The organism is Streptomyces sp. NPDC048338, from assembly GCF_043201055.1.
Lineage (GTDB): Bacteria > Actinomycetota > Actinomycetes > Streptomycetales > Streptomycetaceae > Streptomyces.
In genome coordinates this window covers 284,288-299,983 of sequence record NZ_JBICYQ010000007.1, presented here as the reverse complement: position 1 = coordinate 299,983, position 15,696 = coordinate 284,288, and the positions used below count along the sequence as shown (strand labels likewise).

At 74.7% G+C, this 15,696-nt stretch carries 15 protein-coding genes; 7 read left to right on the top strand and 8 right to left on the bottom strand.

Annotated features, from left to right (window positions below; translation table 11 throughout):
• Nucleotides 1-113 precede the first annotated feature (113 nt).
• Nucleotides 114-836, top strand: coding sequence for a nitroreductase family protein (locus ACGFZF_RS18755; protein WP_393555416.1), 723 nt, complete (start codon nucleotides 114-116; stop codon nucleotides 834-836).
• 176 nt (nucleotides 837-1,012) lie between these two features.
• Here ACGFZF_RS18755 and ACGFZF_RS18750 read toward each other — a convergent pair whose 3' ends face one another.
• Nucleotides 1,013-2,566, bottom strand: a complete 1,554-nt coding sequence (locus ACGFZF_RS18750) for a glycerol-3-phosphate dehydrogenase/oxidase (RefSeq protein ID WP_393555414.1) — start codon at nucleotides 2,564-2,566, stop codon at nucleotides 1,013-1,015.
• A complete protein-coding gene (locus ACGFZF_RS18745; RefSeq protein ID WP_393555412.1) occupies nucleotides 2,563-3,162 on the bottom strand; it encodes a TetR/AcrR family transcriptional regulator in 600 nt (199 codons plus the stop codon). Before ACGFZF_RS18745 ends, ACGFZF_RS18750 begins: the two co-directional genes overlap by 4 nt.
• A gap of 75 nt (nucleotides 3,163-3,237) precedes the next feature.
• On the opposite strand from ACGFZF_RS18745, the gene ACGFZF_RS18740 reads away from it, so the two are divergent.
• The 4 genes from ACGFZF_RS18740 (at nucleotide 3,238) to tpg (ending at nucleotide 8,924) form a co-directional block, all read left to right on the top strand.
• Nucleotides 3,238-4,833, top strand: coding sequence for an FAD-binding oxidoreductase (locus ACGFZF_RS18740; RefSeq protein WP_393555410.1), 1,596 nt, complete (start codon nucleotides 3,238-3,240; stop codon nucleotides 4,831-4,833).
• Nucleotides 4,834-4,883: 50 nt separating this feature from the next.
• Entirely contained in the window at nucleotides 4,884-5,765 is an 882-nt protein-coding gene (locus ACGFZF_RS18735; RefSeq protein WP_393555407.1) for a diacylglycerol/lipid kinase family protein, read from the top strand.
• A gap of 300 nt (nucleotides 5,766-6,065) precedes the next feature.
• A complete protein-coding gene (gene tap / locus ACGFZF_RS18730) occupies nucleotides 6,066-8,360 on the top strand; it encodes a telomere-associated protein Tap (protein WP_393555405.1) in 2,295 nt (764 codons plus the stop codon).
• A gap of 6 nt (nucleotides 8,361-8,366) precedes the next feature.
• Nucleotides 8,367-8,924 carry a telomere-protecting terminal protein Tpg gene (tpg, locus tag ACGFZF_RS18725; protein ID WP_356604643.1) on the top strand — a complete coding sequence of 186 codons (558 nt, stop codon included), beginning with the start codon at nucleotides 8,367-8,369 and terminating at the stop codon, nucleotides 8,922-8,924.
• Nucleotides 8,925-9,038: 114 nt separating this feature from the next.
• On the opposite strand, the gene ACGFZF_RS18720 is transcribed toward tpg, so the two are convergent.
• On the bottom strand, nucleotides 9,039-9,572 hold the full coding sequence (locus tag ACGFZF_RS18720) for a hypothetical protein (RefSeq protein WP_393555403.1): 534 nt from the start codon (nucleotides 9,570-9,572) through the stop codon (nucleotides 9,039-9,041).
• 166 nt (nucleotides 9,573-9,738) lie between these two features.
• Between ACGFZF_RS18720 and ACGFZF_RS18715 the strand changes: the two genes are divergently transcribed.
• Together ACGFZF_RS18715 and ACGFZF_RS18710 are read left to right on the top strand one after the other, a co-directional pair.
• Nucleotides 9,739-10,032 (top strand): YkvA family protein, encoded by a 294-nt coding sequence (locus ACGFZF_RS18715; protein WP_393555401.1) that lies wholly within the window; start codon nucleotides 9,739-9,741, stop codon nucleotides 10,030-10,032.
• Between the two features lie 201 nt (nucleotides 10,033-10,233).
• Nucleotides 10,234-11,076, top strand: coding sequence for an endonuclease I family protein (locus ACGFZF_RS18710; RefSeq protein WP_393555399.1), 843 nt, complete (start codon nucleotides 10,234-10,236; stop codon nucleotides 11,074-11,076).
• Nucleotides 11,077-11,174: 98 nt separating this feature from the next.
• Here the strand turns inward: ACGFZF_RS18710 and ACGFZF_RS18705 are convergent, their stop codons facing one another.
• The 5 genes from ACGFZF_RS18705 to ACGFZF_RS18685 all read right to left on the bottom strand — a co-directional run bounded on the left by ACGFZF_RS18705 (nucleotide 11,175) and on the right by ACGFZF_RS18685 (nucleotide 15,676).
• Nucleotides 11,175-12,536, bottom strand: a complete 1,362-nt coding sequence (locus ACGFZF_RS18705; RefSeq protein ID WP_393555397.1) for an amidohydrolase — start codon at nucleotides 12,534-12,536, stop codon at nucleotides 11,175-11,177.
• A 185-nt stretch (nucleotides 12,537-12,721) separates the two neighbouring features.
• The gene (locus ACGFZF_RS18700; protein WP_393555395.1) at nucleotides 12,722-14,008 is read right to left on the bottom strand and encodes an amidohydrolase family protein; all 1,287 of its coding nucleotides are present in this window, start codon (nucleotides 14,006-14,008) and stop codon (nucleotides 12,722-12,724) included.
• A gap of 170 nt (nucleotides 14,009-14,178) precedes the next feature.
• Nucleotides 14,179-14,856, bottom strand: a complete 678-nt coding sequence (locus tag ACGFZF_RS18695; protein ID WP_393555393.1) for a GntR family transcriptional regulator — start codon at nucleotides 14,854-14,856, stop codon at nucleotides 14,179-14,181.
• A 291-nt stretch (nucleotides 14,857-15,147) separates the two neighbouring features.
• Complete coding sequence (locus ACGFZF_RS18690; protein WP_393555391.1) at nucleotides 15,148-15,405, bottom strand: hypothetical protein; 258 nt, start codon at nucleotides 15,403-15,405, stop codon at nucleotides 15,148-15,150.
• Nucleotides 15,392-15,676, bottom strand: a complete 285-nt coding sequence (locus tag ACGFZF_RS18685) for a DUF6400 family protein (protein WP_393555389.1) — start codon at nucleotides 15,674-15,676, stop codon at nucleotides 15,392-15,394. The genes ACGFZF_RS18690 and ACGFZF_RS18685 overlap by 14 nt, the downstream gene beginning before the upstream one ends.
• Nucleotides 15,677-15,696 lie beyond the last annotated feature (20 nt).

Genomic DNA, 15,696 nt, shown 5'->3' with positions numbered 1-15,696 from the left:
ACGGGACGCTTCGGCTGAACAGGTGTCAAAGAGGTTCAGGGCTCTAGTAGTCGGTGCTGTCGACGGTCGATCACCAGTACCCAGAAACCACTCACGCTCGTACACTTTCGATCATGAACTCCCCTCTCCCTGTCGACGAGTCGACGGACCCGGCGCTCTTCGCCACCATGTCGACCATGCGGGCGATGCGCCGCCTCAAGCCCGAACCGGTGCCGGAGGACCTGCTCGACCGGCTGATACAGGCAGCCGTCTGGGGCCCCAGCGGGGGCAACATGCAGCGCTACGAATACGTGGTCGTCACGGATCCGGCTGTCATGGCCTCCCTGGCGCCGCTGTGGAAGCGGTGCGTGGACGCCTACCTCGCGACGACGGGGAAGTACGCCCCCGACGGCATGGACGAGGCCGCCTACGGGCGGATGGTCGCCGCCATCGAGTACCAGCGCGACCACTTCGCCGAGACGCCCGCCCTGATCATCCCCTGCTACCGGTTCCCGGAGCCGAGGATCGAGCAGGAGGGGCTGCTGCGCTACGCCGAGGAGCTCGGCGCGGAGGCGACGGCCCGGATGGGGAAGACCCAGGAACGCTTCGCCGCGCTGGCCGAAGGATCCTGTGTCTACCCCGGCGTGCAGAACATGCTGCTCGCCGCCCGGGGCCTGGGGCTCGCCGCCAACATCACCATCTGGCACCTGATGCTGGAGGAGGAGTGGAAGGCGGCCCTCGGCATCCCGGAGGACATGAACACCTTCGCCGTCATCCCGGTCGGCCGGCCCCAGGGCAGGTTCGGCCCGGTCAGCCGCCGCCCCGTCGCCGAGGTCGTCCACCGGAACCGCTGGTAGCCGCGGAGGCGCCGGGCCCCGGGCGCGGGCGGGCGGTGCCCGCGCCCAGGGTCCTCGCGTACCTCCCCGGGCGACGAGCGCCCAGGGGGTGTCTCGCCGGTACCGCCGGGTTCACGGCGTGAGCGACAGGACACCCCCGGGTCCGGTCCGGGCGGTCTTCGAGGACCGGCACGCGGTCAGGACGCGAGGACGTCGAGCGCCGCCTTCTCCGCGACGGTCCGGTCCTCCGCCACGAGGCCGATGCGGGTGCGCCGGTCGAGGAGGTCGGACACGTCGAGCGCGCCTTCGTGGCGCACGGCCCACACCAGCTCCGCGACGGTGACGGGGTGGCCGGGCACGACGGGACGGGCCAGCTCGGGGTCCGCCGCCCCCAGCGCGTGGACGGCGGGTGCCTCGGTGCCGTAGCGGCGTACGAGCCGGGCCGGGACGTCGAGCCGGGCGAGCCGCGCGGGGCGGTCGGCGCCGACGAGGGGGACGGACGTGGTGCGGCAGGGGCGCGCGTCGAGACCTCGTGCCTCCACGACGGCGTCGACCACGTCCTGGGCCATCCGCCGGTACGTCGTCAGCTTGCCGCCGACGATCGTGACGACGCCGTCCGGCGAGGTGAGGACGGCGTGCCTGCGGGAGATGTCGGCGGTGCGCCCGCCCGGGCCCTGCGTGTCGAGGAGGGGGCGCAGACCGGCGAAGGCCCCGACCACGTCGCCGCGGTGGAGGGTGACGTCGAGCGCGGAGCCGAGGACGTCGAGCAGGAAGCCGATGTCGGTCTCGGGGACCTCCGGCACGTCCGGCACGTCGCCGTCGACGGGCTCGTCGGTGAGACCGACGTAGACGCGGCCGTCCCCCTGCGGCAGGACGAGGACGAAGCGGTTGGCTTCGCCGGGGATCGGGATGTGCAGGCCGGCGGAGAGCCGGCCGAGGTCCTCGGAGCGCAGCACGAGGTGGGTGCCGCGCGAGGGCCGCAGCCGTACGTCGTCGACGAGGCCGCCCGCCCAGACACCCGTGGCGTTCACGACGGCGCGGGCGCGGATGCGCAGCTCCTCGCCGGTCGTCTCGTCGCGCACCAGCGCGCCGTCGCCGGTGAGTTCGAGCGCGCGGGTGCGGGTGAGGATGCGCGCCCCGTGGGCGGCGGCGGTGCGGGCGATCGCCGTCACCAGACGTGCGTCGTCGGTGAGTTGGCCGTCCCAGGAGAGCAGTCCGCCGCGCAGCCCGGTGGGGCGCAGGGCCGGGGCGAGGTGCCGGGTCTCGACGGCGGACAGCGTGCGCGGCGCGGGAAGCGTGGCGCGCGACGTGCGGGCGGCGACCCGCAGCATGTCGCCCGCGACGAAGCCGGCCCGGGCGAGGGCGGCCTGGCCGCGGCTGACGAGCGGGGTGAGCGGCAGGACGAAGGGCTGCGCGCGGACCAGGTGGGGGGCGGTGCGCTCCATGAGGACACCGCGTTCGACGGCGCTCTCGTGGGCGACGTCGAGCTGACCGGTCGCCAGGTAGCGCAGGCCGCCGTGGATCAGCTTGGAGCTCCAGCGGGACGTGCCGAACGCGAGGTCGTGGGCGTCGATCGCCGCGACGCGGAGCCCGCGGGTGGCCGCGTCGAGCGCGGCGCCGGCGCCGGTCGCGCCGAGTCCGACCACCAGGACGTCCACCTCCGCGCCGTCGGCGAGTCCGGCCAGCTCGCGGCTGCGGCGTCCGGCGTCCAGCGAGGAACCGGGCAGGGCGGGGCTGCTCGTGGGGTTCATGGGCTGAGGGTCCTCTCCAGCAGGGTGCGCAGCTCTCCGAGGAAGGCGGCTTCGCTCAGTTCGGGATCGGTCTCTTCGGTCATCGTGCGCAGCGAGAGCGTGAAGGACTGGACGACGAGCAGGAGGGCCCGCGCCTGGAGGTCCGTGTGCGCCCGGCGTACGGAACCGTCCTCGTGGCCTTCGGTCAGCGCCGTGACGAGGAGGTCGAGAAGGGCCTCCTGGCTCGCGCCCCGGCGGTCGAGGATGTACGGCAGCAGCAGTTCGGGGTCGACGTCGAGGATCTTGTGGAAGAGCGGGTGGGCCCGGAAGGCCGCGGCTCCCGCGACGAGTCCGTCGACCATCCGCTCCAGGACGGGGCGGCCGTCGTCGGAGCCGGGCATGGCGCCGGCCGCCACGGCGATCCACTCACGGGTCATCAGGTCGCCGACGAGGCTGCGCACGTCGGGCCAGCGCCGGTAGAGCGTCATCCGGGACACGCCCGCGCGCCGGGCGACGTCGGTCAGGGTCGTGCGCCGTACGCCGACGGCGAGCACGCAGTCGCGTGCCGCGTCGAGCACGGGATCTGCATCCGAGTGGTTGTGACGAATGGGCGTCATCTGTCACAGTGTAATGCCAGTGCGGGCCGAGCGGCAGCACCCGTCCGTGAAACAGACCGTGAGGAAGTTCTCGAAGTGGACATGTTGTGGAGTGGCTGGGGCGACCCGGCCAAGGCGGCCCCCCTGCCCGACGCGGTGACCGGACTGTTGCGCGACCTGCTCGGCGTCACCCCCCGCGAGGACGGCCCTTCGGTCCTCGACGCGATCGACGTCCCCGCTTCGGCGTTGACCGACAAGGCGCGGGACGCGCTGCGGGAGGCCCTCGGCGCGCAGGACGCCCTGCGCGAGGACGCCGAGAGCCGCATCCGGCACACCCGCGGCAAGTCGACGCCCGACCTGCTGCGCATCCGCGCCGGCGAGGTCGACGACATCCCGGCGGCCGTGGTCCTCCCGGACAGCCACGACGAGGTCCTCGCCGTCCTGCGCGCCTGCGCCGCGCACGGCCTGTCCGCCGTCCCCTTCGGCGGCGGCACGTCCGTCGTCGGCGGACTCGCCCCCGACACCGAGCGGCCCTTCGTCGCGCTCGACCTGCGCCGCCTCGACGCGCTGCTGGCGATCGACGAGGTGTCCCGTACCGCGACCCTGCAGCCCGGCCTGCGCGGACCGCGGTGCGAGGAACTGCTCAACGAACAGGGCTGGACCCTCGGCCACTTCCCGCAGTCCTTCGAGTGGGCGACCGTCGGCGGCTTCGCCGCGGCCCGCTCCAGCGGCCAGGCCTCCGCCGGATACGGCCGCTTCGACGAGATGGTCCTCGGCCTGACCGTCGCCACCCCCGAGGGGACCCTGGAGACCGGCCGGGCCCCCCGCTCCGCCGCCGGCCCCGACCTGCGCCAACTCGTCCTCGGCTCCGAGGGCGCCCTCGGCGTCATCACGGCCGTGACCGTGCGCATCCGCCCCCTCCCGGCCAGGCGGGTCTACGAAGGCTGGCGCTTCGCCTCCTTCGAGGCCGGGTCCACCGCACTGCGCCGCCTCGCCCAGGACGGCCCGCGCCCCACCGTGCTGCGGCTGTCCGACGAGACCGAGACCTTCATCGGCCTCGCGCAGCCGGACGCCATCGGCGCCGCCGACGCCCCGCAGAGCTCGGGCTGCATGGCGATCGCCGGATACGAGGGCACCGAGGAGGAGACGGCGGCCCGCCGCGCCGCCGCCCGCGAGATCCTGCTCGCCTGCGGCGGCGAGTACGTCGGCGAGGAGCCGGGCGACCGCTGGGAGCACGGCCGGTACAACGCGCCCTACCTGCGCGACGCGCTCCTCGACGCCGGCGCGTTCGCGGAGACGCTGGAGACCGCGGGATTCTGGTCCACGCTGCCCGGGCTCTACGCGTCGGTGCGCGAAGCGCTCACCCGCACGCTGACCGAGGCCGGCACCCCGCCCCTGGTCATGTGCCACATCTCGCACACCTACGAGAACGGCGCGTCGCTCTACTTCACCGTCGTCTCGGCCCAGGGCGAGGACGCCGTCGCGCACTGGGAGCCGGTGAAGCGGGCCGCCAACGACGCCATCCTGGCGGCCGGCGGCACCATCAGCCACCACCACGGCGTGGGCACCGACCACCGCGACTGGTACGCCCGCGAGATCGGCCCCCTGGGGATCCGCATGCTGCAGGCCGTCAAGGCCGAGGTCGACCCGTCCGGCGTCCTCAGCCCCGGCGTCCTCATCCCCGTCCGCTGAGCCGCCCCGCCCGTCCGCCGATCCCCATCTCCCGTCCGGAGGCTCGATCCATGCGACAGTTCACCGCCGTCGTCAACCCCACCGCAGGGGGCTCCAGCGGGACGGCCGCCCTGCTCCCGCTGGCCCGGCTGCTGCGCGAGGCGGGCGCCCGGCTCGACACCGTGTACAGCCGCAGCCTGGACCACGCGCGGGAACTCGCCCAACGGGCGGGAGAGCAGGGGCACGTCGTGCTCGCCGTCGGCGGCGACGGGATGGCGGGCTGCGTCGGTGGCGCGCTCAGCGGCACCGACACGGTGTTCGGCCTGGTGCCCGCGGGGCGCGGCAACGACTTCGCCCGCGCCCTCGGGCTGCCCACCGACGCCCCGCGACTCGCCGAGGTCCTGCTCCACGGCACGCCGCGGGCCGTCGACACCATCGAGGTGGAGTCCGCGGCGCACGCGCGGCTCTCCGTCCTCGGAAGCGTGTACGCGGGCGTCGACGCGGTCGCCAACCGCCATGCCAACGCCTCCCGTCTGCTGCGGGGCGCGGCGTCGTACTACGCGGGCGGCCTGCGCGCCGTCCTCGCCTGGCGGGCGGCCGGGTACCGCATCACCGTCGACGGAGAGGAGTACGAACGTGCCGGCTACACCGTCGTCGCGGCGAACTCCGGCTACTACGGCTTCGGCAGGAACGTCGCTCCCGGCGCGCGTCTCGACGACGGAGTGCTGGACGTCGTCGTGATCGGCGACGCCCCCAAGCGGCACTTCTTCGCGACGATGAACGAGCTGAAGACGGGCGCCCACGTGCACCGTCCGCAGGTCGAGATCCTGCGCGGCAAGGAGATCCGCATCGAGGCGGACCGCCCGATCCCGTACGGCGCGGACGGCGAGGTCGACGCGACCCTGCCCGTGACGGTCCGGGTCCAGCCGGGCGCGCTGCGGGTCCTGGCCTGACGGACCCGCCCGCGGCCGACAGTTCCCCCCACGGGACCGGCCTCCCGTCCCCACGGACGGGAGGCCGGCGTTCCACGGCCACGGACCACCCCGGGAGGCCACCGCGCGTACCGGGCGATGACGTACGTCCTCCCCGAGGACCGAGGCGACGGACCTCGGCGCCGCCCGGGGCGGCCGTGCCGCACCCGGCGCACCCGGACGGCGGAACGGATTCCTCCACGACAGGTACGGATGGCGTACGCCCCGCGTACGCCATCCGTACGGTCGGAGGGGTAGGGTCACGCCTCAGGAGGTGCTTACGTGTCCGAGTTGTTCGACGCGGTCGACGCACTGGTCGCGTCCCGCTCCCCGCTCCCGGCACCGGGGGAGCGCAGGCGGCTGCGCCTGGCCCACGGTCTGACGCTGGACGAGGTGGCCGCGGCCCTCCAGGTCCGCCGGGCCACGGTCAGCGGCTGGGAGGCCGGCAGGACCGAGCCGAGGCCGCCGGAACGAGACGCGTACGCCCGCCTCCTGGGCAGCCTCGCCCGGCTCTACCCCGCACCCGACCCCGCGGCCCCCGCGCAGGAGCCGGAGCGCCCGCCGGCCGCCGAGGCACCCGCCCCGTCGCCGGCGTCCCCGACGGCGGCCGCGCCCCCCGCGGTCGAGCCCGGCCCCGGGCCGGTCCCCGCCGCCGAGGAACCCGCCACGTCCGGGTCCGATCCCGCCGCGCCGGCGGCCGCTCCTCCGGCGCCCCCCGCCGCCGTCTCGCCGCCCGCCGAGGCGCGGCCGTCCGCGCCCGCGCGCCGAACGCCCCCGCCCCGCCCGGCCGAGAGGCCGCGGACCGCGAAGTCCGCCCCGCGGACCGCCCCCGCCGGCGCCGGTGACGACCCCCGGTTCGCCCACGGACCGCTCGCGGTCCTCGACGCCGACGCCGACGGCCGGGTGTCGGCCTACTGCGTGGGGGGTCTCGTCCTCGACGTCCCCGCGGGTTCCCTGCCGTCCCTGGTCGAGTGGACCCTCGCCGAGGCGCGGCTCGGCCAGCCCCGCCTCTCCGGGCCGGGCCGGGACGCCGACCCGCTCCTCGTCCTGACGCGGTCCGCACTCGAACGCTTCGGTCTGCCGACGGAACTCACCGACGAGGAGCGGCTGGCCGGACGGCTGCCGGAAGGACACCAGGCCGTCGGTCGACTGGCCCGTGCGGACTGGAAGCTGACCCGGCGGGGCTTCGGGCCCTGGGCACGGATCTACCGCCCCGCACAGGGCTCGACCCGCGCCTGCGTGCAACTGTGCATCCCCTCGTGGGACGCGCTCGACCCGCGCCACTGGGGCGACGCCGCCGATCTGCCCCCGGCCGAACTCGCCCAGCTCCTGGGGATCTACGCGTCCCGCGTCATGACCCCGCGCGGCTCGACGGCGGTGACCGGCCTGGAACTGATGACCGCCGTCCACCCGCCGACCCGCGCCTCCGCCCCGGACGCCGCCGGCGTGCGGCACCGCGAGCACAACCCCGGCTCGCTGGGCACGGAGCCGGTCGACCCCGCGCCGTGCGAGGCCCCCGACGGACACCCGCTGCTCGCCGACCTCCCCCGGTTCCACCAGCGGACCGCCGCCGAGACCCTCAGGGAGGAGGCGTACGACTGGGCCCGCCCGCTCACCGACGCCGAGTGCCTGCGCCGCAACCTGGTGGGGATCGACGTCAACATGGCCTTCGCCGCCGGTGCCAACGGCCTGGTCGTCGGTCTCGGCGCGCCGACACACGTGCGGCGGCCGCCGTTCGACCCGAAGCTGCCGGGTTCGTGGCTGGTCGACCTCTCCCATGTCGACCTGTCCAGGGTGAGGTCGGGCAAGGAGTGGGTGGAACTCGACGGCGCCCTCCTGCCCAGCCCGTTCACGCCGACCGGCGAGCACCCCGAGGGGCCGGCCTGGTACGCGACGCCCACGGTCGCCTACGCCGTCGAACTCGGCTACGAGGTCTCGCCGGTCGAGGCCTACGTCCGGTACGACAACGGCCGCTATCTCGACGGCTGGTACGGCCGCCTGCGCGACGCCTACGTCGCCACCATGGCCGACCTCGGCGTGCCGGCGGACGCGTCGCCGGCGGAGTTCCTGACCGCGATGGACGGCCACCGCCTGCGCGACCCGCAGCTCGCCCTCGCGGTGTCCGCGATCAAGGCCACCGTGAAGGGCGGCATCGGCAAACTCCGCGAGCGCCCGCGCGGCGAGGGCTGGACGCCCGGCAAGCCGTGGCGCGCCCTCGCCCGGCCGACCTGGCGCCCCGACATCCGGGCCGCCGTCATCTCCCGTACGCGCACCAACATGCACCGCAAGATCGTCAAGCACGCGGCGTTCACCGGGCAGTACCCGGTCGCCGTCCTCTCCGACTGCGCCGTCTACGCGGTCGACGGCGAAGGGCCGCTGGACTTCCTGCCCTACCGCGAGGGCAAGCCGCTGCCCGGCGGATGGCGGCTCGGCGTCTCACCCGGCATGGTCAAGCACGAGGGCACCCAGAGCGTGCTGTGGGGCGAAGGGATCCGCGAGCAGTACGACGCTCCGGAGCTCAACCTCGCCCGCTACATCAAGGACGGCACCGTCACCGGCACGGACAACGGGGAGTAGAGCGCGATGAGCATGTTCGGCGACGGCCTGGACAAGGCGGTGCAGTCGGCGTTCACCCGCCCCGCTCCCAAGTCGGCGGGCGCGCAGATGCGTTACCTGGTACGACAGCTCAAGGGCACGCGGGCCGTCGCCGCGCTCCTGGCCGTGTCCCAGCGCCAGGTCGAACGGTACGTCGCCGGCACCGCGAAGCGCCCCCGGCCCGACCTCGCGGCCCGACTGGAGGCCGAGGTCAAGGCCCGCTGGCAGCCGCAGATCCGCGCCAAGGCCCGGCAGCAGGCCGCCACGACCACCGGCATCGTCCTCGACACCCGCGCCCGGCTCGGCTACACCGCCCCGATCGGCTCCACCGACCAGGACCGCGTCCGCCATCTCACCGTGGCCCTGCCCCCGCAGCACGCCGCCCGCCTCCTCGACGCCCAGGACCAGGGCGCCGGCGACGAGCAGCTCCGCCGGATCGCGGCCGAGGCACTCAAGGAGGTCTACTTCCAGGACGGCGGCCGCCGCGCGGGCTCGCTCGAAGAGGTCCGGTTCACCGACATCCAGCACCTCGAGTTCGGCCTGTGACCCGCAGGGGCGACCGCCGTCGGCTCCGTCCGGGTGCGCCGCGGACCCCGGAGGAGGAGACCGCGAGGAGCCCGCGCGCCCCTCGGCGTGCTCGGCGGATCGCGGCCGGTTCGGTCAGTGCCCGGCGGAGGCCTTGACGAGCGCGACCGCCAGCCCGATCGCCGCGTCGACGGCACCGCCGAGCAGGGCGAAGGCGGCGCCGCTGCCCATCCGGAGGCCGCCGTACCAGCCCCAGACGAAGAGGCTCGCGACGCTGACGCCGGCGGACGCGACGAGGGCGGTGTCGAGCGACATCACGTCCAGGGCCGCCGCGCCGACGAGTACGAGCGGCCCCACCGCGGACAGCAGCAGGGGGCTGTCGACCCACAGCATCCGCCGCAACTCCGCGCCGGAGGCGAGCCGGCCGTGCACCACGCGGTGCGCCTGCTGATCGGCGACGAGCGCCGCCAGCCACAGGCCCACGGCCGCCGTCGCCACGGTGGCCGCGGCCCCGGCGGTCGAGGGGTGCTCGGCCACGGACAGGCCGATGACCACGGAGATCATCGTGATGGTCGCGTACAGCCGCTCCTTGAGCCGCTCGGCAGCGGCCTGCGGGTCATCGGCCGGGACGGACGCGTGCCCGGTCCCTTCGATGTCGTCCTGCTCCATCCCGTCAAGGTAGGCCGTCGCCCCGACTCGCCCTGACGTCGTGTCGGAGCGTGTCGCCGGCACGGCGGCGGGTCCGCGCCGGTGGGGCTCCCGGCTCCGGCCTGATCGGCAAGACACCGACACCCCCCAGGGCGCTGGCCCGGCCGCGACAGGGTAGAAGTGCGCCATGGACAGTGAAGTCTGGCTCATCGTGGCCGTGGTTCTCGCGCTCGTGACGGCGGGGTTCGCGGCCGTCCTGCTCGTACGCGTCTTCCGCGCCCGCAGGCTGCTGGTCGACGCCGGCGTGCCGCTGCGCTCCAAGGCGTTGTTCTGGACGGCGGTGCTGTACACGATCTCGCCGGTCGACCTGATCCCCGACCCGGTCTACCTGGACGACATCGGCGTGCTCCTGGTGGCCCTGCGGGCCCTCCACTCGGCCGCTTCCGGCGTGCGGTCCACCGGCAGGGACCTGCCGGGCTGACCGTCCCGGGGTGTGTGGCGGGGCGTTCACGGTGTCGGCACAGGATGGGTGCGGACCGTCCACTCGCGGATGGTCGGGACATGCCAAGCTCGATGGCTCGAACGTTCCGTCATGATCCGCCTGCCGGGCACCACGTGGAGGTCGGCCGCGCCGACACCCGAACGAGGTGCCCGCCGAGAGGGAGAGGACACCCCCCACTTCATGTCCGCTCACCACAAGCACCGCCCCTGGCGGCGCCCCGTCCTGGCCGTCGTCGCGGCCGCGGCCGTCGCCGTACCCGCCTCGGCCTTCGCCACCGGCGCTCCGGCCGGCGCCTCCCCGTCCGGTGGCCGCGCGGCCCCGACGGCGGCCGAGGCGCTGGACGACAGCTACTACGAGGGCGCCGTCGGGAAGACCGGCGACGAGCTGAAGACCGCCCTGCACGCGATCATCAGCCAGCAGACCAAGCTCTCCTACGACGAGGTCTGGGACGCGCTGCAGACCACCGACGAGGACCCGGACAATTCCGGCAACGTGCTCCTGCTCTACTCCGGTCGCTCACAGGCGAAGGCCGCGCACGGCAGCGGCGCCGACGACTGGAACCGCGAGCACGTCTGGGCCAAGAGCCACGGCGACTTCGGCACGGCGACCGGACCCGGCACCGACATCCACCACCTGCGCCCGGAGGACGCCTCCGTCAACGCCACCCGCGGGAACCTGGACTTCGACAACGGCGGCGACCCGGTCGAGGAGGCCCCCGGCAGCAAGGTCGACGGCGACTCGTTCGAGCCGCGCGACGCCGTCAAGGGCGACGTCGCCCGCATGATCCTCTACATGGCCGTCCGGTACGACGGATCCGACGGCTTCCCCGACCTCGAACCCAACGACCGGGTCGGCAACGGCAGCGCGCCCTTCATGGGCAGCCTGACGGCCCTGCGGCAGTGGAACGACGCCGATCCGCCGGACGCGTTCGAGAAGGCGCGCAACGAGCGGATATTCGGCATACAGAAGAACAGGAACCCCTTCGTGGACCATCCCGAATGGGTCGCCGCGATCTGGAAGTAGTCCGCACGGCCTGACGCGCACCCGGTCCCGGCGGTCGTCCGCCACGACCGGGTGCGCGCGGTCCTCCGTCCGGGGCCCGGGCCCGGACAGGACACCCCCTAGTCCAGGAACGCGCCGTCCCGGGCCACGACCACGCCGCCGTGCACGACCATGTCCCTGCGGGGCATGTCGACGACGACCTGAGGCAGGCACTCGCCGCGCACGAGGACGAAGTCGGCCGGCGCGCCGGGTTCGAGGTCGGCGTGGGCGAGGCCCATGACGTCCGCGCCGCCGTGCGCGGCGACGCGGTAGCAGTCCGGCAGCTCCTCGTCGAGACGCACGTCCGTCACCCACCCGAGCAGCTGCGCGCGGTGCAGCATGTCGGCGTTGCCGAACGGGCTCCAGGAGTCGCGCACCCCGTCGGAGCCCAGACCGACCCGCACCCCGTGCTCGCGCAGCCTGGCGATCGGCAGGACCAGGGAGTCGGACGGTGCCACCGTGGTCAGCGCGATGTCCTGCTCGCCCAGGTCCGCGGCGATCGAACCGAGTTCGCGGTCCGACAGGCCGGGCAGGCAGAACACGTGGCTGACGGTCACCTTGCCGGCGAGGGACAGGGCGCGGGTGCGCGCGACGATGCCCCGCATGGCCGCCATCCCCTTCTCGCCCCGGTCGTGCAGATGGATGTCCACACCGATGCCATGGCGGTCCGCGATGCCGAAGACGAGGTCGAGCTGCTCGTCGAGGGCGTCGTCGAAGCCGATCGGGTCGATGCCGCCGATCATGTCGATGGCGCCCGTGCGCGCCGCCTTCTCCAGCAGCTGCGCCGTGCCCGGGGTGCGGATGACGCCGTGCTGGGGGAAGGCCACGATCTGGACGTCGAGCGCGTGACGCAGCCGTTCCCGGGCGTCCGCCAGGCCCTCCACCCCGGCCAGCCCGTAGGCCGGGGCCACGTCGGCGTGGGCGCGCATCGCCCGTGTGCCGCGCGTGACGGCGTGGGCCATCAGACCGTACGCGCGCTCCGCGACGGGGCGGCGCTGGCTGTGGAACAACTCCACGTCCTGGGCGACGTAGTCGGCGATCCCGCTCGCCGGCCGGCGCGAGACCCAGGAGCCGCCCCAGGTCGTCTTGTCGGGGTGGATGTGCGCGTCCACGAGGGACGGAAGGGCGATCCTGCCGCCACCGTCGACGATCTTCGCGCCGCGCGGCGCGGGGGAGTCCGAGACACGGCCGTCGACGACCACGAGGTCACGGGCCGTCGCCGTGCCGAACGGGCGGACGTCGCGGAAGACCACGGCCTTGGCGGGGCGCCCCGCGTCCCGGGACGCCGCCGCTGTCGTGGTGCCGGCCACGGCCGGAGCGTCCGCGGCCTGCGCGGTGGTGGCGGTGGCGGCCGTGGTGGCCGTCGTGCCGGCGAGGGCGGCGGCGCCGGCCAGCACCGTGCGACGGGAGAGGGCGCCGGGGAAGGCGGAGGACTGCTGCATGGAGGCTCCTTCGGCGGAGGGTGTGCGGGGGAGGGGGAGGGCGGAGGCGGTGCGCGTGGGGGAGGGCCGGGGCTCGGGTCGCATCGCGGCGAGGCCGCGGGGGTCCGCGGGTACGGGCCGCCTCGCCCTGACCGGGCCGGGCCGGGGTGCCGGCCGGTGCGGTGTCGGTGGAGCGCCGCGCGGGATCAGACCGCGGTGCCGGCGCGTACGACTGTGACCGGCCGCTGGAGCACGGAGACGTCGGCCAGCGGGTCGCCGTCCACGAGGATCGCGTCGCCCGCGAAGCCGCGCGCCAGCCGGCCCACGGTGCGCTCCACCCCGAGCAGGCGGGCGGCGCCGGTCGTCGCCGTGCGGATCGCGTCCAGCGCCGGCAGGCCGGCGGCGCGCATCAGCTCCACCTCCCGGCCGATGGGACGCACGGTGCCGCCGGAGGAGTCGGTTCCCGCGGCGAGCGGGACGCCCAGCTCGTGGGCGGCCAGGACCGCGCGCTTCAGGACGGGGAGGTAGGAGCGCCCGCGCTCGGCCAGGACCGGGTTCGCGGACTCCGCCAGGCCGGCGATGGCGGTGAGGGTGGGCGTGAAGTACGTGCCCCTGCGGCGCATGACGTGCAGCGTGCGCTCGCCGACGAACGCGCCGTGCTCCAGGGAGCGGATGCCGGCGGTCACCGCGTCGTGGCAGCCCTGCTCGCTGTAGCTGTGGCACAGTACGCCCTTGCCGCCTCGCCGGGCGGCGGCGACGATCTCGGCGAGCTGCTCGTGCGAGTAGACCTGGGTGAGCGGGTCCTGCTCGGGGAGTCCGGCCCGCTCGTTGACCCGGGTCTTGATCACGTCCGCGCCGCGGGCGAGGTTCACCTCGACGACGCGCCGCAGCGCCTCGGCGGAGCGGACGCCCTCCCGGAGGCGGGCGAGCGGGGTGAGGTCGGGGTCGGCGAGCACCGTCTCGCCGAGGTCCGGGGTGACGAAGACGCCGGCGGCCGTCAGCCGGGGCGCGAGGCCGGGACTGTGACGGGCCAGCTCACGGACGGCGATGTCCTGGTAGAACGAGGTCGATCCGCTGCGCGCGCTGGTCGCGCCCTTCCGGACGGCGTCACGGGCCTCGGCGGCGGTGCTGAGGTGGATGTGCGCGTCGACCAGTCCCGGCAGGATCCATCGGCCGTGGGCGTCGAGGACCTCGGCGTCCCGCGGTACGGCGACGGAGCCCTGGCGTCCGGCCGCGCGGACGGTCCCGTCCCGGATGACCACGACGGCGTCCTCGGTGACCTCGCCGGTGGCGGGGTCGAGCAGGGTGCCGTTCCTGATGACGAGGTGCCCGCCGCGCGCCCCCGCGGTGCGGTCGCCGCCGGCCGCCGCCTCATGTGCCGTGGCCCCCGCCGTACCGGCCGCGGCCACGGTTCCGGCGAGCGCGGCCGCTCCGGCGAGGATTCCGCGACGGGTGAGCCTGGCGGGGGGCGGCGGTATGGCTGCGACGCACATGGGAGCTCCTGGGGGAGTAGGCCGACGGCTCCCCGTTTTGTATACCAACCCGAAAGCGCGAGGCAAGGATGATCAGCGGTGGCGCCCGAAATGCCGCATCCGAACCCGCTCGTAGGCGTCGGGGGTATCGAGATCGATGCGCATCGCCGCATCCTGGTATACAAAGAAGGTCAAGCGTCGCCGAAGAGCGAGCACAGGGCCACGGCCCTGCTGTCCCGTACGTGCAGCAGCGTGCTCGCGGCCGCCGCCTCCGGGTCGCCGGAGGCGATGTGCCGGTACATCTCGGCGTGCTGCGCCCGCATGTGCGCGGGCTCCTCGCGCAGCCCGAAGAGGAGGCGCAGCTGCCAGCTGAGCTGCTCCATCGTGCGTACGAGCAGGGGGTTGCCCGACATGGCCACCACCCCTTCGTGGAACGCGGTGTGAGCGGCCACCTCGCGTCGGCCCTCGTCCGCCGCTGCCGCCGTCTCGGCCTGGCGCAGGGTCGTCTCCAGGGCCGCGAGCCCGCTGGTGTCACCGTGCGCCGACGCCCGCGCCGCCAGTCTCGACGCCTGCACCGCCAGCGGCTCCCACACCTCGTAGAGGTGCTCCACATCGGCGCGTTCGAGTCGGCGGACGCGGACGCCGCTGTGCGGCAGCAGTTCGAGGAGCCCTTCCGCGACGAGCGCGCGCAGCGCCTCGCGGACCGGAACGCGGGACATGCCGAGTTCCTCGGCGACCTCCCGCTCGACGAGGCGGGCGCCCTGCGCGTAGCGCCGGTCGACGATGCGCTGGAGGACGGCCTCGCGTGCTCGCGCACTGAGCGGGGTCGCGGCGGACGCCGCAGGGGCGGTGCTCGCGCCCGCGGTCACGGGCGTCCCTGCCGGGGCCGGCGTCGTGGTGGTTCGCCGCGAGCCGCCGGCCGCGTCCGCCCGTCCGTTGCTGTTTCCGTCCGCCACCTGTTCCGCCCTCGTCCGTCCCTGCGTTCGGCGTGCCCCGGGCGAGGATACGTCCGCCGGCGGGCGTGCCGCGGGTTCCCGGGGCAGGGCGGACCGTTCGGCCTCGTCGCGCGGGACCGCCGCGGCAGGTGCCGCCGGTGTCAGGGGCCGGAGGCGGCGTGCGACGGCGTGCCGGACGACCTGTGAGCGGCGCCCGGCGAGGACTCAGGGGCGCGGCCGGCCGCTGGTGATCCGGTGCCAGAAGGAACGGGTGGCGCCGAAGCCGCTCTCGTGCGCCCACACGTGGGTGCACGACGGACACTGGAGGTGCAGCAGGCTGCCCTTGTTGGTGAGCAGGTAGCGCCAGTGTTCGGGGCACGTACGACCCTGTTCGCACGGCGCGCAGCCGCGGCTGTCGTCGCACTCCGGACAGGCCACCCAGGCGCGTCGCCCGCGGTCCGCCTGCGGGTCAAGCGGGAGCATGGCCGCCGCCGCGCCGGGGCAGTACGCCGGACGCGACGAGCTCGTCGTACAGGCGCTGCTGGTCCGCGTCGAGCCCTGAGTAGAGGAGGTCGTACGCCGCCTCCTCGCCGTTCATCACCTGGAGCGGGTCCCAGTGGGGGCCTATGGCGTCCAGCGCGAGGACCTGGCGCTCGGCCTCCTGGGCGGTGAGGTCGACGGTGAAGTCGACCAGCGCGGACTCCGGGCGGCCGGAGCCGTCCGGGGCGGGGGACGCGGGGACGTGAGAGGTCATGGAGGGAACTTAGGTAACCC

Bases quoted from the DNA above. Each gene is read 5' to 3' on its own strand.
- ACGFZF_RS18755 (WP_393555416.1), top strand. From the start codon at position 114: ATGAACTCCCCTCTCCCTGTCGACGAGTCGACGGACCCGGCGCTCTTC.
- ACGFZF_RS18750 (WP_393555414.1), bottom strand. From the start codon at position 2,566: ATGAACCCCACGAGCAGCCCCGCCCTGCCCGGTTCCTCGCTGGACGCC.
- ACGFZF_RS18745 (WP_393555412.1), bottom strand. From the start codon at position 3,162: ATGACGCCCATTCGTCACAACCACTCGGATGCAGATCCCGTGCTCGAC.
- ACGFZF_RS18735 (WP_393555407.1), top strand. From the start codon at position 4,884: ATGCGACAGTTCACCGCCGTCGTCAACCCCACCGCAGGGGGCTCCAGC.
- tpg (WP_356604643.1), top strand. From the start codon at position 8,367: ATGAGCATGTTCGGCGACGGCCTGGACAAGGCGGTGCAGTCGGCGTTC.
- ACGFZF_RS18720 (WP_393555403.1), bottom strand. From the start codon at position 9,572: ATGGAGCAGGACGACATCGAAGGGACCGGGCACGCGTCCGTCCCGGCC.
- ACGFZF_RS18715 (WP_393555401.1), top strand. From the start codon at position 9,739: ATGGACAGTGAAGTCTGGCTCATCGTGGCCGTGGTTCTCGCGCTCGTG.
- ACGFZF_RS18710 (WP_393555399.1), top strand. From the start codon at position 10,234: ATGTCCGCTCACCACAAGCACCGCCCCTGGCGGCGCCCCGTCCTGGCC.
- ACGFZF_RS18705 (WP_393555397.1), bottom strand. From the start codon at position 12,536: ATGCAGCAGTCCTCCGCCTTCCCCGGCGCCCTCTCCCGTCGCACGGTG.
- ACGFZF_RS18700 (WP_393555395.1), bottom strand. From the start codon at position 14,008: ATGTGCGTCGCAGCCATACCGCCGCCCCCCGCCAGGCTCACCCGTCGC.
- ACGFZF_RS18690 (WP_393555391.1), bottom strand. From the start codon at position 15,405: ATGCTCCCGCTTGACCCGCAGGCGGACCGCGGGCGACGCGCCTGGGTG.
- ACGFZF_RS18685 (WP_393555389.1), bottom strand. From the start codon at position 15,676: ATGACCTCTCACGTCCCCGCGTCCCCCGCCCCGGACGGCTCCGGCCGC.